Origin of the sequence: Paracandidimonas lactea, assembly GCF_021653995.1 — a bacterium.
GTDB lineage: Bacteria > Pseudomonadota > Gammaproteobacteria > Burkholderiales > Burkholderiaceae_B > Allopusillimonas > Allopusillimonas lactea.
In genome coordinates, this window is the sequence record NZ_JAJJOZ010000007.1 from 24665 (window position 1) to 38647 (window position 13983).

General features: G+C 63.2%; 11 protein-coding genes. 10 read left to right on the forward strand and 1 reads right to left on the reverse strand.

Annotated features, from left to right (window positions below; genetic code table 11):
• Positions 1 to 120 precede the first annotated feature (120 nt).
• The 3 genes from LOL23_RS13100 to LOL23_RS13110 are packed head-to-tail and all read left to right on the forward strand — an operon-like array spanning position 121 to position 4065.
• Positions 121 to 2409, forward strand: a complete 2289-nt coding sequence (locus LOL23_RS13100; RefSeq protein WP_160978724.1) for an NADP-dependent malic enzyme — start codon at positions 121 to 123, stop codon at positions 2407 to 2409.
• Positions 2390 to 3604 (forward strand): patatin-like phospholipase family protein, encoded by a 1215-nt coding sequence (locus LOL23_RS13105; RefSeq protein WP_160978726.1) that lies wholly within the window; start codon positions 2390 to 2392, stop codon positions 3602 to 3604. The genes LOL23_RS13100 and LOL23_RS13105 overlap by 20 nt, the downstream gene beginning before the upstream one ends.
• The gene (locus LOL23_RS13110) at positions 3601 to 4065 is read left to right on the forward strand and encodes a barstar family protein (protein WP_160978728.1); all 465 of its coding nucleotides are present in this window, start codon (positions 3601 to 3603) and stop codon (positions 4063 to 4065) included. The genes LOL23_RS13105 and LOL23_RS13110 overlap by 4 nt, the downstream gene beginning before the upstream one ends.
• Positions 4066 to 4076: 11 nt before the next feature.
• Here LOL23_RS13110 and LOL23_RS13115 read toward each other — a convergent pair whose 3' ends face one another.
• The gene (locus tag LOL23_RS13115; protein ID WP_160978730.1) at positions 4077 to 4811 is read right to left on the reverse strand and encodes a 16S rRNA (uracil(1498)-N(3))-methyltransferase; all 735 of its coding nucleotides are present in this window, start codon (positions 4809 to 4811) and stop codon (positions 4077 to 4079) included.
• Between the two features lie 239 nt (positions 4812 to 5050).
• Here LOL23_RS13115 and tkt point away from each other — a divergent pair, with 239 nt between their 5' ends.
• The 7 genes from tkt (at position 5051) to LOL23_RS13150 (ending at position 13967) form a co-directional block, all read left to right on the forward strand.
• Positions 5051 to 7096, forward strand: a complete 2046-nt coding sequence (tkt, locus tag LOL23_RS13120) for a transketolase (RefSeq protein WP_160978732.1) — start codon at positions 5051 to 5053, stop codon at positions 7094 to 7096.
• A 97-nt stretch (positions 7097 to 7193) separates the two neighbouring features.
• Positions 7194 to 8204, forward strand: a complete 1011-nt coding sequence (gap, locus tag LOL23_RS13125; protein ID WP_160978734.1) for a type I glyceraldehyde-3-phosphate dehydrogenase — start codon at positions 7194 to 7196, stop codon at positions 8202 to 8204.
• A gap of 94 nt (positions 8205 to 8298) precedes the next feature.
• Positions 8299 to 9498 (forward strand): phosphoglycerate kinase, encoded by a 1200-nt coding sequence (locus LOL23_RS13130; RefSeq protein ID WP_160978736.1) that lies wholly within the window; start codon positions 8299 to 8301, stop codon positions 9496 to 9498.
• 110 nt (positions 9499 to 9608) lie between these two features.
• Positions 9609 to 11042 carry an aldehyde dehydrogenase family protein gene (locus LOL23_RS13135; RefSeq protein WP_160978738.1) on the forward strand — a complete coding sequence of 478 codons (1434 nt, stop codon included), beginning with the start codon at positions 9609 to 9611 and terminating at the stop codon, positions 11040 to 11042.
• A gap of 78 nt (positions 11043 to 11120) precedes the next feature.
• A complete protein-coding gene (mog, locus tag LOL23_RS13140; protein ID WP_202411685.1) occupies positions 11121 to 11756 on the forward strand; it encodes a molybdopterin adenylyltransferase in 636 nt (211 codons plus the stop codon).
• Between the two features lie 157 nt (positions 11757 to 11913).
• Positions 11914 to 12978 carry a class II fructose-bisphosphate aldolase gene (gene fba / locus LOL23_RS13145; RefSeq protein ID WP_160978740.1) on the forward strand — a complete coding sequence of 355 codons (1065 nt, stop codon included), beginning with the start codon at positions 11914 to 11916 and terminating at the stop codon, positions 12976 to 12978.
• Positions 12979 to 13082: 104 nt separating this feature from the next.
• Positions 13083 to 13967 carry a phosphoribosylaminoimidazolesuccinocarboxamide synthase gene (locus LOL23_RS13150; RefSeq protein ID WP_160978742.1) on the forward strand — a complete coding sequence of 295 codons (885 nt, stop codon included), beginning with the start codon at positions 13083 to 13085 and terminating at the stop codon, positions 13965 to 13967.
• The last annotated feature ends 16 nt before the right edge of the window (positions 13968 to 13983 follow it).

Below are 13983 nucleotides of genomic sequence, written 5' to 3' on the forward strand. Positions count from 1 at the left end.
GCCTCGCCGAGGTCGGGGCGGCGGGGCGATGCGCCATGTGCCCCGGCCATGTCCCAAATCGGGGCAAAACGCTAGAATGGGCGTCACATACTTTTACTGTTGTCGGGGTTACACGTCATCATGGAAGAAAATCTTCGCAAAGCCGCGCTGGAATATCACGAATCGGGCCGCCCCGGCAAAATTGCCGTCACGCCCACCAAGCAGCTCTCCAATCAGCGCGATCTGGCGCTTGCGTATTCGCCTGGCGTCGCCGCGGCGTGCGAAGAAATCCAGATCGATCCCCAGAACGCCGTGCGCTACACCGGCCGCGGCAACCTGGTAGGGGTCATCACCAACGGCACCGCGGTGCTGGGCCTGGGCAACATCGGCGCACTGGCCTCCAAGCCGGTCATGGAAGGCAAGGCCGTGTTGTTCAAGAAATTCGCCGACATCGACGTCTTCGACATCGAAATCAACGAAACCGACCCGGACAAGCTGGTTGAAATCATTGCCGGCCTTGAGCCCACCTTCGGTGGCATCAACCTCGAAGACATCAAGGCGCCCGAATGCTTCATCGTCGAACGCAAGCTGCGCGAACGCATGAACATCCCCGTTTTTCACGACGACCAGCATGGTACGGCCATTTGCGTGGCTGCGGCCTTCCTCAACGGGCTTGAAGTCGTCGGCAAGCAGGTTGACAAGGTCAAGGTGGTGGTATCGGGCGCCGGCGCGGCCGCGCTGGCCTGCCTCGATCTCATGGTCGACATGGGCCTGCCGCTCCAGAACATCTGGGTGTCCGATATCGAAGGCGTCGTCTACAAGGGTCGCACCGTGCTCATGGACCCTGACAAGCAGCGTTTTGCGCAAGATACATCCGCGCGCACCCTGGGCGAAATCATCGGCGACGCCGACGTGTTCCTGGGCTTGTCGGCGGGCAATGTACTCAAGCCCGAAATGGTGGCCCGCATGGCGGCGCGCCCGCTTATCCTGGCGTTGGCCAACCCCAACCCCGAGATCCTGCCCGAGGCTGCGCACGCCGTGCGCGACGACATCGTTATGGCCACGGGGCGCTCCGATTATCCCAACCAGGTCAATAACGTTCTGTGCTTCCCGTACATCTTCCGGGGCGCACTCGACGTCGGGGCCACCACCATTACGCGCGGCATGGAAAAGGCCGCCGTCATGGCTATCTGCAAGCTGGCCCGCGAAGAGCAGAACGACATGGTCGCGGCTGCCTATGGCACTTACGGCGTTTCCTTCGGTCGCGAATATTTCATCCCTAAGCCCTTCGACCCACGCTTGATCGTTCGGTTGGGCGTCGCGGTAGCCAAGGCGGCCATGGAAGACGGCGTGGCCACGCGGCCGCTGTCCGATCTGGACAGCTACGCCGAACAGCTCCAACAGTTTGTCTATCGCTCAGGCTCCTTCATGAAGCCGTTGTTCTCGTCCGTCAAGCGGCTGGTACGCGAAGGCGGCAAGGCCCGCATCGTGTTCACAGAAGGCGAAGACGAGCGCGTGCTGCGCGCGGTGCAGATCATCGTCGACGAGAAGCTGGCCCGGCCTATCCTGGTTGGGCGCCCCTCGGTGCTGGCAGACCGCATCCAGCGCTTTGGCCTGCGTATCCGTCTGGGCGAAGATGTAGAGGTCACTAACCCCGACTACGACGAGCGCTTCCACCGCTACTGGACCACATACTGGGAAATCATGTGCCGGCGCGGTATCACCAAAGAAATGGCACGTGTCGAAATGCGCCGCCGCCTCACCCTGATCGGCGCCATGATGGTGCGGCTGGGCGAAGCCGACGGCATGGTATGCGGCACGGTGGGCAGCTACGCCAACCACCTGCAGTTCATTGATGAAGTGATCGGCAAGGCGCCGGGCGCGCGCACCTATGCAGCCATGAATATCCTGCTGCTGGCCGAGCGCACCATCGCCATTGCCGATACGCACATCAACGACAACCCCGACGCCCAACAGATCGCCGACATCACCCTGGCGGCGGCAGCTGAAATGCGCCGCCTCGACATCGAGCCGAAGGTGGCGCTGCTGTCGCGCTCCAACTTCGGCACCGGCAGCTCCTCTTCGGGCAGCAAGATGCAAGAAGCGCTGAGCATCATCCGCGAGCGCGAACCGGGGCTGGAAATCGACGGTGAAATGCACGGCGACTGCGCACTCGACGAGGCGCTGCGCCAGCGCATCCTGCCCTCGACCACGCTGCGCGGCGCAGCCAACCTATTAATCTGCCCCAACGTCGATGCAGGCAACATCGCTTATAACCTGCTCAAGACGGCTGCCGGCGGTAACGTGGCGGTGGGGCCGTTCCTGCTCGGGGCCAACGCGCCTGTCACGATCATGACATCCAGCTCCACCGTGCGGCGCATCGTCAACATGGCCGCTCTCACCGTGCTCGATGCCAATCGGCCTGTGTGAATCTCACAAAAGCGGTGCGGTCGGTCTTGTCCTGACCGGTGGCGGCGCGCGCGCCGCCTACCAGGTCGGGGTGCTGGCCGGCATCCTCGATGTACTTGATCCGGCCCGCTCCCGCGGGCTGCACAACCCTTTCGACATTATTTGCGGTTCATCGGCCGGTGCGGTCAACGCCGCGGCGCTGGGCTGCCGCGCCAACGATGTCTACCATGCGGTAGACCACCTGGTGCGGCTTTGGGGCGGCCTGCATACCGGCATGGTGTACCACGCCGACGCGCCGCGCCTGTTCCTGACAGGGCTGCGCTGGCTGCTGCTTATGGCGCTGGGCTGGGCGATGCCTGGCGCGCCCGGCGCGCAACCGCGCGCATTGCTCGACAACATGCCATTGCGAGGCCTGCTCGACGAGACGCTCGATTTCGAGCGCTTGCAGCACAATCTCGATCATGGCTGCCTGCGGTCACTGGCGATTACCGCCGCGGCCTACACTACCGGCGAGCATCTCACGTTCTACCAATCCACCGACACCATCGACCCCTGGAGCCGGCCGTTGCGCCACGCCGTCCCGTCCAACCTTACGGTCGAGCATCTGCTGGCCTCCAGCTCCATCCCTTTCATCTTTCCGGCACAATTGATCGACGTAAAAGGAAACGCGCACTGGTGCGGGGACGGCTCCATGCGCCAGCTTGCGCCCATGAGCCCCGCCATCCATCTTGGGGCTCAGAAGATCTGTGTCATCGGCACCGGCCACCGCGATGACATACACCCGGAAGTGCAGCAGAGCAACCCGCCTTACCCGTCCATTGCGCAGATCGGCGGCCACACCTTGTCCAACATTTTTGTCGACAGTCTTTCCATGGATGTGGAGCGTATGCAACGCATCAACGATCTGCTTGCACTTCTGCCGCCAAATGTATTAAAAAGCCAGTCGCTGCGACCCGTCAGCACATTAGTGATCACGCCCAGCCGCTCTCTCGATGACCTGGCACTGGCGCATATGGACAAGCTGCCGCGCGCTGCGCGCATCCTGTTCCGGGTTCTTGGTGTATCGTCGTCTTCCGGGCCCACAACCGGCGGTGCACTCATCTCATATTTGTTGTTCGAGGCCAGTTACACGCAAGCGCTCATTGACCTCGGTCGGTCCGACAGCATGAGCAGAAGTGAAGAAGTGAAAGCGTTTTTCAAGGAGACGCAGCAATGAGCCAGGCGCAGTCGTTGCAAAAGAAATTGCAAAAAGGCGGTTTGATCGATGTGTCTGCCGATACCCAGCAACAAGCCATACAGGCGGCTCGCGATGCGGGCATGACGGCCTATGTCGTCGAGTGTGATCGCGCGCGCAGCCGCTCCGCAGTGTTGCGCGCGGTGGTGAAAGCTGTGGATTTTCCCGAGTATTTCGGGGGTAATCTCGATGCGCTCTATGATTGCTTGTGCGATACCGTGCTCGACCACAAGAACGGCCTGTATCTGTGGTTCAGCAAACTGCATTCCGGTGATCCGGCCCTGGCCGAAGACGCCAAGGCAATCATCGCCGTTTGTGACGATGTCGCCGATTTTGCCGCTAATAACAGCCGGCACTTCTGCTACAGCGTCGAGCACGCGGGCAAGCATCCGGACCCTGAGCCAGGCAAAGCACCTTCGCCCTACGGCGAAGCCAGCGAATAACACCCTTGGTGTCAGGCCCAGCCCAGCAGCGCGCTGCTGGCTGCGATCAGCGCCAGGCCGGCGGTTTCGGTGCGCAGCACGCTGCGCCCGAAGCTTACCGGCGTCAGTTGGTGTGCCTGGGCCAGCGCCAGTTCTTCGTCAGACCACCCCCCCTCGGGGCCAACCATCAGGGCCAGGCTGCGCTGCACGCCGTCGAGCGCTTGGGGTAGTGTGCGCGCAGCGCCGGGGTGGCAGAACAGCGTGGGCGTGGATGCTGGTGTGCGCTGGGTGAGATAGTCGTGCAGCGTGGCGGGTGCCTGTATAACGGGCAGCCGGTTGCGCCCGCATTGTTCGGTGGCCGCCGAAGCTACGCGGCGCCAGTGCTCGAGCCGCTTGCGCAGACGCTCGCCCGACAACTGCAAGACACTGCGCTGCGCGAAGATAGGCGCGACCTCATTGGCGCCCAGTTCTACCGCCTTTTCGATGATCCAGTCCATTTTGTCGCCGGCGGCGATGCCTTGCACCAGGGTGATGTGGCCTGCGAGCTCTGCTTCGACGGGATCGTGGGCGCCCAACTCGGCGCTGGCCCGCTTGCCGTCGATGATGAGCCGGGCCGGATACTGGCCGCCGCGGCCGTCGAAAAGCACGATGGCTGCATCGGGCTTGAGCCGCAGTACGCGCACCGCGTGATGGGCCAGCGCCTCGGGCAGATCGATAATGGTGTTGGCCGCCAGGGGGCCTGGGTGAAGGAATCGGGGCAGCGACATGAGACGAACGGGTTTCAGAGGGGCGGGGTGGGGCCCGGGCGGGCTCGGGCCGGCCACAGGCAATGCGGGCCAGGACATCGAGCGGCAAACCCGAATCATACTGTAGCCATCCCGCCAGACGGTGTGTGTAGAGCGGTGCCCGGCGAGGCGCAGGCCGATGGTAAAATCGAATGCTTTGAAAACCATCCCAGCCGCAGGGCTGGCCCCTACCATGGGGCGATGCCCGCTACGAGTCCTTCATGAGCCTTACTCCCGCCCAAGATGCCTCCATGGCCAACGCTATTCGTGCGCTCGCCATGGATGCGGTACAACAAGCCAATTCGGGTCACCCCGGTGCCCCGATGGGCATGGCCGATATCGCCGAGGTGCTCTGGACGCGCTATCTGCGCCACAATCCGTCCAACCCCGCCTGGTTCGGCCGCGACCGCTTCGTGCTGTCCAACGGGCACGGGTCCATGCTGCTGTACGCGTTGCTGCATCTCACGGGGTACGACCTGCCCATCGAAGAGCTGCGCAACTTCCGCCAGCTGCATTCCAAAACGCCGGGCCACCCCGAAGTCGGCCTGACCGCCGGTGTCGAAACCACCACCGGCCCGCTGGGCCAGGGCATTGCCAACGGTGTGGGCATGGCGCTGGCCGAGGCACTGCTCGCGCAAGAATTCAACCGCGCCGGGCACGCCATCGTCGATCATTACACCTATGTGTTCCTGGGTGATGGCTGCCTGATGGAAGGGATCTCGCACGAGGCCTGCTCGCTGGCCGGCACGCTCAAGCTGTCCAAGCTCATCGCGTTCTACGACGACAACGGCATCTCGATCGACGGCGAGGTGCAACACTGGTTTGGCGACGACACGCCCAAGCGTTTTGCCGCTTATGGCTGGAACGTCATCCCGGGCGTGGATGGGCACGATGCCGAAGCCGTCAACGCCGCCATCCTGCAGGCGCATCAATACGCCGCCCAGGCCAATGGGCCTACGCTCATCTGTTGTCGCACCGTGATCGGCAAGGGCGCGCCCAATATGGCCGGCACTGAAAAGGTGCACGGCGCCGCGCTGGGCGAAAAAGAAGTCGCCGCTACCCGCGAAGCCCTGAACTGGCCCTACGCGCCGTTCGATATTCCCGCCGAAATCTACAGCTACTGGGACTGCCGCGAAAAAGGCGCTGCGCTGCAGACGCAATGGGAGGAAGGCTTCTCGGCCTACGCGCTTGAATACCCCCACGAGGCGGCCGAGTTCCAGCGCCGCATGCAGGGTGACCTGCCGGCCGATTTCTCCGAGCGTGTGCGTGCGTTCATCGACCAAACCAACGAAAAGGCGGAAACCGTTGCCACGCGCAAGGCGTCGCAGCTTGCCATCGCCGCATTGGTCGACATGCTGCCCGAAATGCTGGGCGGCTCGGCCGACCTCACTGGTTCCAACCTGACTGACTGGAAGGGGGCTGAACCCGTGCGCGCGGGCGAGCTGCACCTGCGTTTCGGCCGCCACGTCAACTACGGCGTGCGCGAGTTCGGCATGGCCGCCATCATGAACGGCATTGCGCTGCATGGCGGCTATTTGCCGTTTGGCGGCACCTTCCTCACGTTCTCCGATTACTCCCGCAATGCCATCCGTATGGCGGCGCTCATGAAGCAGCGTGTGGTGCACGTATTTACCCACGATTCCATCGGCTTGGGCGAAGACGGCCCCACGCACCAATCGGTCGAGCATGCAGCCAGCCTGCGGCTTATTCCCAACCTGCACGTCTGGCGGCCTTGCGACACCACCGAAACCGCAGTGGCGTGGGCGTACGCCTTGCGCCGCCCAGTCAGCGTCGGCGCCACCGTGCGCGACGGCGGGCCCAGCGCGTTGCTGTTGTCGCGCCAGAATCTGCCGTTCGTGGCGCGCGACGCGCAAACCACTGCCGACATCAATCGTGGCGGCTACATCCTGCGCGATGCCGACGGCGCCCGCGCAATCATCATCGCAACAGGCTCCGAAGTCGACCTGGCCCTGAAGGCCCAGTCTCAGCTTGCCGAAAAGGGTATCCCGGTGCGTGTGGTGTCCATGCCCTGCTGCAACGTCTTCGACGAGCAGGAGGCCGCCTGGCGCGAAAAAGTATTGCCCAAGGGGCTGCCGCGCGTGGCTGTCGAAGCGGGCGTGAGCTGGGGCTGGTATAAATACGTCGGCACCGACGGCGCGGTGGTCGGCCTGGATCGCTACGGCGAATCGGCACCTGGCGGCGCCCTGTTCAAGTTCTTCGGGTTCACGCCCGAACGCGTTGTCGAAGCGGTAGAAAACGTTTTGTAACGGCCGGGTTTTCCGGGCGTTGAAAAGGGGTTGTGGTTGTGCGGCGCCGAGGGCGCCGACAACCGGATAGGTTCCATGTAAAACAGGAGTTCATGCAATGACAATTCGCGTCGCGATCAACGGCTACGGCCGCATTGGCCGCAATATTCTGCGTGCCCACTACGAAGACGGCAAAAAGCACGATATCGAAATCGTGGCTATCAACGATCTGGGCGATCCCAAGACCAACGCGCACCTCACGCGCTACGACACCGCCCACGGCAAATTCCCCGGCACGGTAACGGTGGATGGCGACTACATGGTTGTCAATGGCGACCGCATCCGCGTGCTGGCCGAGCGCAACCCCGCCTCGCTGCCGTGGGGCGAGCTGGGTGTCGACGTCGTGCTCGAATGCACGGGCCTGTTCACCAGCAAAGAAAAGGCTGGCGCACACCTGAAGGGCGGCGCCAAGAAGGTCATCATCTCGGCCCCCGGCGGCAACGATGTGGACGCCACCATTGTGTACGGCGTCAACCATCAGGTGCTCAAGTCCAGCGACACAGTCATCTCCAACGCATCGTGCACCACCAACTGCCTGGCGCCGCTGGTCCTGCCGCTGCATCGTGAGCTGGGCCTGGTCAATGGCCTGATGACCACTGTGCACGCCTACACGAACGACCAAGTCCTTACGGACGTCTATCACTCCGACCTGCGCCGCGCCCGCTCGGCAACGCAAAGCATGATCCCCACCAAGACAGGCGCAGCCTCGGCCGTCGGCCTGGTGCTGCCCGAGCTGAACGGCAAGCTCGACGGCTACGCCATCCGCGTGCCGACGATCAACGTTTCCATCGTAGACCTGTCCTTCGTGGCCGCCCGCGAAACCTCGGTCGACGAAGTGAACAGCATCCTGAAGAAGGCGTCCCAGAACGAGCTCAAAGGCATTCTCAATTTCTGCGAAGAGCCTCTGGTATCGGTCGACTTCAATCACGACCCCGCATCCAGCACGGTAGACGCCGGCCTGACCAAGGTGTCCGGCACCCTGGTCAAGGTTTCGTCGTGGTATGACAACGAGTGGGGTTTCTCCAACCGCATGCTCGACACCACCGTTGCGCTGATGGCGGCCAAGTAAAGCGGCATTGTGGCGGCGGCAAGGGCGGGGTAACCCGCCCTTGTCATATCTGCCGTCCTGTAACAGGTTTTCTCATTTCCCGGCTCGAAACGTTATGTCCAAGAACACTGTCAACACTCTGTCCGCCCTCGTCAAGGCCGATGCGCTGGCGGGCAAGCGGGTATTCATCCGCTCCGATCTAAATGTACCCCTGAAAGACGGCCAGATCACCGAAGACACGCGTGTGCGCGCCTCCGTGCCCGCCATTCGAATGGCGCTGGATGCAGGTGCCGCCGTCATGGTCACATCGCACCTGGGCCGCCCCAAAGAGGGTGTGGTCGGCCCTGAAGACACACTCGCGCCGGTGGCGCACCGCCTCTCCGAACTGCTGGGCCAGCCGGTCAAGCTGATCGCTGGCTGGGTGGACGGCGTCGAGGTGGCGCCCGGCCAAGTGGTGCTGCTGGAAAACTGCCGCTGCAATGTGGGCGAAAAGAAAAACGACCCTGGGCTGGCCAAGAAAATGGCGGCACTGTGCGATGTGTATGTGAATGATGCTTTCGGTACGGCGCATCGTGCCGAAGCAACCACGCACGGCATGGCGCAATACGCGCCCGTCGCTTGTGCGGGTCCGCTGCTCGAGGCCGAGCTTGATGCGCTGGGCCGCGCCCTGCACGCCCCCAAGCGCCCACTGGTGGCGATTGTGGGTGGCGCCAAGGTGTCGACCAAGCTCTCCATTCTGCAGGCGCTGGCAGCCAAGGTAGACCAGCTGGTGGTGGGCGGCGGCATCGCCAATACCTTTATGCTGGCCGCAGGCCTGTCCATCGGCAAGTCGCTGGCCGAACCCGACCAGAAGAACGAAGCCAAGGCCGTCATCGACATCATGCGCCAGCGCGGCGCGGCGGTGCCAATTCCCGTGGATGTCGTATGCGCCAAGTCTTTCAGCGCCGACGCTGCAGCCACGGTGAAGGCGGCCGATCAGGTTGCGGAAGACGACATGATTCTGGATATCGGCCCCAAGACGGCGCAACAGCTTGCCGACATCCTGGCGCAGGCGGGTACCATTGTCTGGAATGGCCCGGTGGGCGTGTTCGAGTTCGATGCATTCGCCAATGGCACGAAGGTCGTGTCCGAAGCCATTGCCCAATCGGCGGGTTTTTCGATCGCGGGCGGCGGTGATACGCTGGCAGCAATTGCCAAGTATCATATCGACGACAAGATCGGTTATATATCGACAGGCGGCGGTGCTTTCCTCGAATTCCTGGAAGGCAAGACGTTGCCGGCAGTCGATATACTGCAACAACGCGCACAGGGCTGACAGCCTGGGCTTCGCCTTCATCCGGAAGGCGCCCGCAAGGCAGGGCGGGGCGCGGCAAAATCGCGCGCCCGCGCTGTCCTGTGCCGGGCGCATTCCAGGAGACAGGCGGCATGATTTACAAGAACTTCATCGGCAACCAGTGGCTCAGCGCACTGGCGGGGCAGACGCTTCCCGTCATCAATCCTTCTGACGGCCAGTTGTACGGCGAGATCGCTCGTTCGGGCGAGGCCGATATCGACACGGCAGTGCGTGCGGCGCGCACGGCGTTCAATGGCGAATGGGGCAAGATGGCCCCGGCAGCCCGCAGCCGCCTGCTCTGGCGCATCAGCGCCGCGCTGCTTGCGCACCAGCGCGAGCTGGCCGAGATCGAGTCGCGCGATACAGGCAAACCCATCCAGCAAGCCATGGCCGACGCAGGCGCCGTGGCGCGGTATTTCGAGTTCTACGCTGGCGCGGCCGACAAGCTGCACGGCGAAACCATCCCCTATCCCAGTAATTTCACGGTAATGACGGTGCGTGAGCCGCACGGTGTTACCGGGCATATCGTGCCCTGGAACTACCCGCTGCAGATTTTCGGCCGCAGCGTTGCTGCTTCGCTGGCGGTGGGCAATGCCTGCGTGATCAAGCCAGCCGAGGATGCCTGTGTATCGCTGCTGAAAGTGGCTGAAATCGCGATGGATGCAGGGCTGCCCGCAGGCGCGCTCAATATCGTGACAGGCCTGGGGGCCGAGGCGGGGGCGGCGTTGTCGGCGCATCCGGGCATCGATCATGTTTCGTTCACAGGTTCGCCGGCCACGGGCAAGGCGGTCGCCATGGCGGCTGCGGCGCATTTCGCGCCGGTCACGCTCGAGTTGGGCGGCAAGTCGCCGCAGATTGTGTTTTCGGACGCGGACATCGAGGCCGGGCTTCCGGTGTGGCTCAATGCCATCATCCAGAATGCGGGGCAGACATGTTCGGCGGGCAGCCGGCTGCTGGTGCAGCGGGCCATCTACGCCGATGTGGTGGCGCGGCTGTCTGAGCGTTTCGAGGCTACCCGCACCGGGGCGGCGGGCGATGATCCCGATTGCGGGCCGCTGATCAGTGCCCGCCAGCGCGAGCGCGTGGCAGGCTACCTGGGTATGGCTGATGAGGCGGGTATCACGGTGGCCGCGCGTGGCAAGCTCGATGCCAACGCACCCAAGGGTGGCTTTTACCAGGTGCCGACGCTGTTGAGCGATGTGCCGCCCGATCACGTGCTGGCACAAGAAGAAATTTTCGGGCCGGTGCTGGTGGCGATCCCGTTCGACACCGAGGAGCAGGCGTTGCGCATTGCGAACAGCACCGCATATGGGCTCGCGGCGGGCGTCTGGACGGCCGACGGCGCGCGCCAGATGCGCATGGCGCGCCATCTGCGCTCGGGCCAGGTGTTCGTCAACAATTACGGCGCCGCCGGCGGCGTAGAGCTGCCCTTCGGCGGTACGGGGCAGTCTGGCTACGGGCGCGAGAAGGGTTTCGAGGCGCTGTACGGGTTCACGACACTCAAGACGATCGCGATCAAGCATTGATTGCAGCGGTTGGCGCGTGGCCGCACAAGCGGTCTGTGGCTGCGCGGCGCCGCTGTATAGGTTTTGCAAGGAAAGAAAATGGCAGGAAGTATGGTGCGGTTGGTCCGCGAGCATCCCGATCAGTTGCTGGTGGGCCTGGTGTCGGTGTCGGACCGCGCGTCCAGCGGCGTCTATGAAGACCAGGGTCTGCCGGCGCTGCGCGAATGGCTGGATGGGGCCCTGACGGTGGCGCCGCAGTATGCGCAGCGGTTGATTCCGGATGACCCTGCGCGTATTTCCGCCGCGCTGATCGAGTTGGTGGATCAGGCGGGTTGCGATCTGGTGTTGACGACAGGCGGAACGGGGCCGGCCCGGCGCGACTTGACGCCGGAGGCGACACTGGCGGTGGCGACGAAAGAGATGCCTGGTTTTGGCGAGCAAATGCGGCAGATCAGCCTGAGGTTTGTGCCCACGGCTATTTTGTCGCGGCAGGTGGCGGTGGTCCGAGAGACGCCGTCGCACGCGGCGCTGATTATCAACCTGCCGGGGCAGCCGAAGGCGATACGGGAGACGCTGGAGGGGCTGAAGGATGTCGATGGCAAGGCGCTGGTGCCGGGGATTTTCGCGGCGGTGCCATACTGTATCGATTTGATCGGCGGGCCTTATGTGGAAACGCATGAGGCGGTGGTGAAGGCATTCCGGCCCAAGTCGGCTGTGCGGGCGGCGCGATCCTAGCCCCGGCGCCGTTGCTGGTGGCGGGTGGGCTGGCCGGTTACAGGTTGTCGCCGATCCCTTCATACGTTATCGCGCTGGCGGAAGCGCTGTTACGCATTTCCGTTAAAATGGGAAGATTCATCAATCCCACTAATATCAAGCTTTCAGGAGTCTAACCATGGCCCTCGTTTCCATGCGCCAACTACTCGACCATGCCGCCGAGAATGGCTATGGCATCCCCGCGTTCAACGTCAACAACCTCGAACAGGTGCAGGCCATCATGGAAGCCGCCGCTGAGACCGACAGCCCGGTGATCATGCAGGCGTCTGCCGGCGCGCGCAAATACGCCGGCGAAGGCTTTCTCAAGTACCTGATCCAGGCTGCGGTCGAATCCTACCCCCACATCCCCGTGGTGATGCACCAGGATCACGGCCAGTCGCCCGCCATCTGTCAGGGCGCCATTGATCTGGGCTTCTCCAGCGTCATGATGGATGGTTCGCTGAAAGAAGACGGCAAGACGATTGCCGATTACGAATACAACGTCGATGTCACCCGCCGCGTGGTCGACATGGCGCACAAGGTAGGCGTTACCGTCGAAGGCGAGCTGGGTTGCCTGGGCTCGCTCGAGACCATGAAGGGTGACAAAGAAGACGGCCACGGTGCCGAAGGCACCATGACGCGCGAGCAACTGCTCACCGATCCCGAGCAGGCCGCCGACTTCGTGCGCAAGACAGAACTCGACGCGCTGGCGATCGCCATCGGCACCAGCCATGGCGCTTACAAGTTCACCCGCAAGCCTACCGGCGATATCCTGTCCATCGAGCGCATCAAAGAAATCCACCGCCGCCTGCCCAACACCCACCTGGTGATGCATGGCAGCTCCAGCGTGCCCCAAGACCTGCTGGCCGAGATCCGTCAGTTTGGTGGTGACATGAAGGAAACCTACGGCGTGCCCGTCGAGGAAATCCAGGAAGCCATCAAGTTCGGCGTGCGCAAGGTCAACATCGACACCGATATCCGTCTTGCCATGACGGGTGCTATCCGCCGCTTCATGGCCGAAAACCCCGGCAAGTTCGATCCGCGCGAATACCTCAAGCCCGCGCGCGCCGCCGCCAAGGCGATCTGCGTGCAGCGCTATCAGCAGTTCGGTACCGCCGGTAACGCCAGCAAGATCAAGGCTATCCCCCTGAGCGAGATGGCTAGCCGCTATGCGGCCGGCAAGCTGGCGCAAATCGTCCAGTAAGCGAGTCGCGTGGCCCATGACCGTCTGCTCATGACTGCCTGCTCATGACCGTTGTCATCCCGCCTGTTCGCACAGGCGGGATGTTTCTTTTTCAAGGACACACCGTGGCGCAAGCCCTACACCAATCCACCATCAAGTCTCTGCCGCTGCTTGGCCGCGGCAAGGTGCGCGATATGTATGCCGTTGGCGACGACAAGCTGCTGATTGTCGCCTCCGACCGCATCTCCGCATTCGATGTCATCCTCGATGACCCGATCCCGGGCAAGGGCGAGGTGCTGACGAAGCTGACCGAGTTTTGGCTGGACAAGCTCTCGCACATCATGCCCAACCACCGCACCGGCATCAGGCCCGAAGACGTGGTGGCGCCCGATGAGCGCGATCAGGTGGCGGGCCGCGCCATGGTGGTCAAGCGCCTCAAGCCCATTCTGGTCGAGGCCGTGGCGCGTGGCTACCTCATCGGTTCGGGCTGGAGCGACTACCAGGCCACCGGCAGTGTCTGCGGCGTCAAGCTGCCTGCCGGCCTGAAGCAGGCCAGCCGCTTGCCGCAACCCATTTTCACGCCTGCCGCCAAGGCGGAGTTTGGCTCGCACGACGAAAATGTGGATTTCGACCACGTGGTGGCCCTGGTGGGGCTCGAGCTGGCCGGCCAGATCCGTGACGCCACGTTGCACCTGTATTCCGAGGCGGCTGCCTACGCGGCGACCAAGGGCATTATCATTGCCGACACCAAGTTCGAGTTCGGCCTGGACGACAACGGCACCTTGCACTTGATGGACGAAGTGCTGACACCCGATTCCTCGCGCTTCTGGCCGCAGGACCAATACGCCGAAGGCATCAGCCCGCCATCGTTCGACAAGCAGTTCGTGCGCGATTGGCTGGAAACCCAGCCTTGGGGCAAAACCCCGCCTGCACCGCGCCTGCCTGCTGACGTGCTGCAGAAAACCGCCGCCAAGTACCGTGAGGCGCTCGAGCGTCTCACGGCCAATTAAATAGTCCCTACTTGCC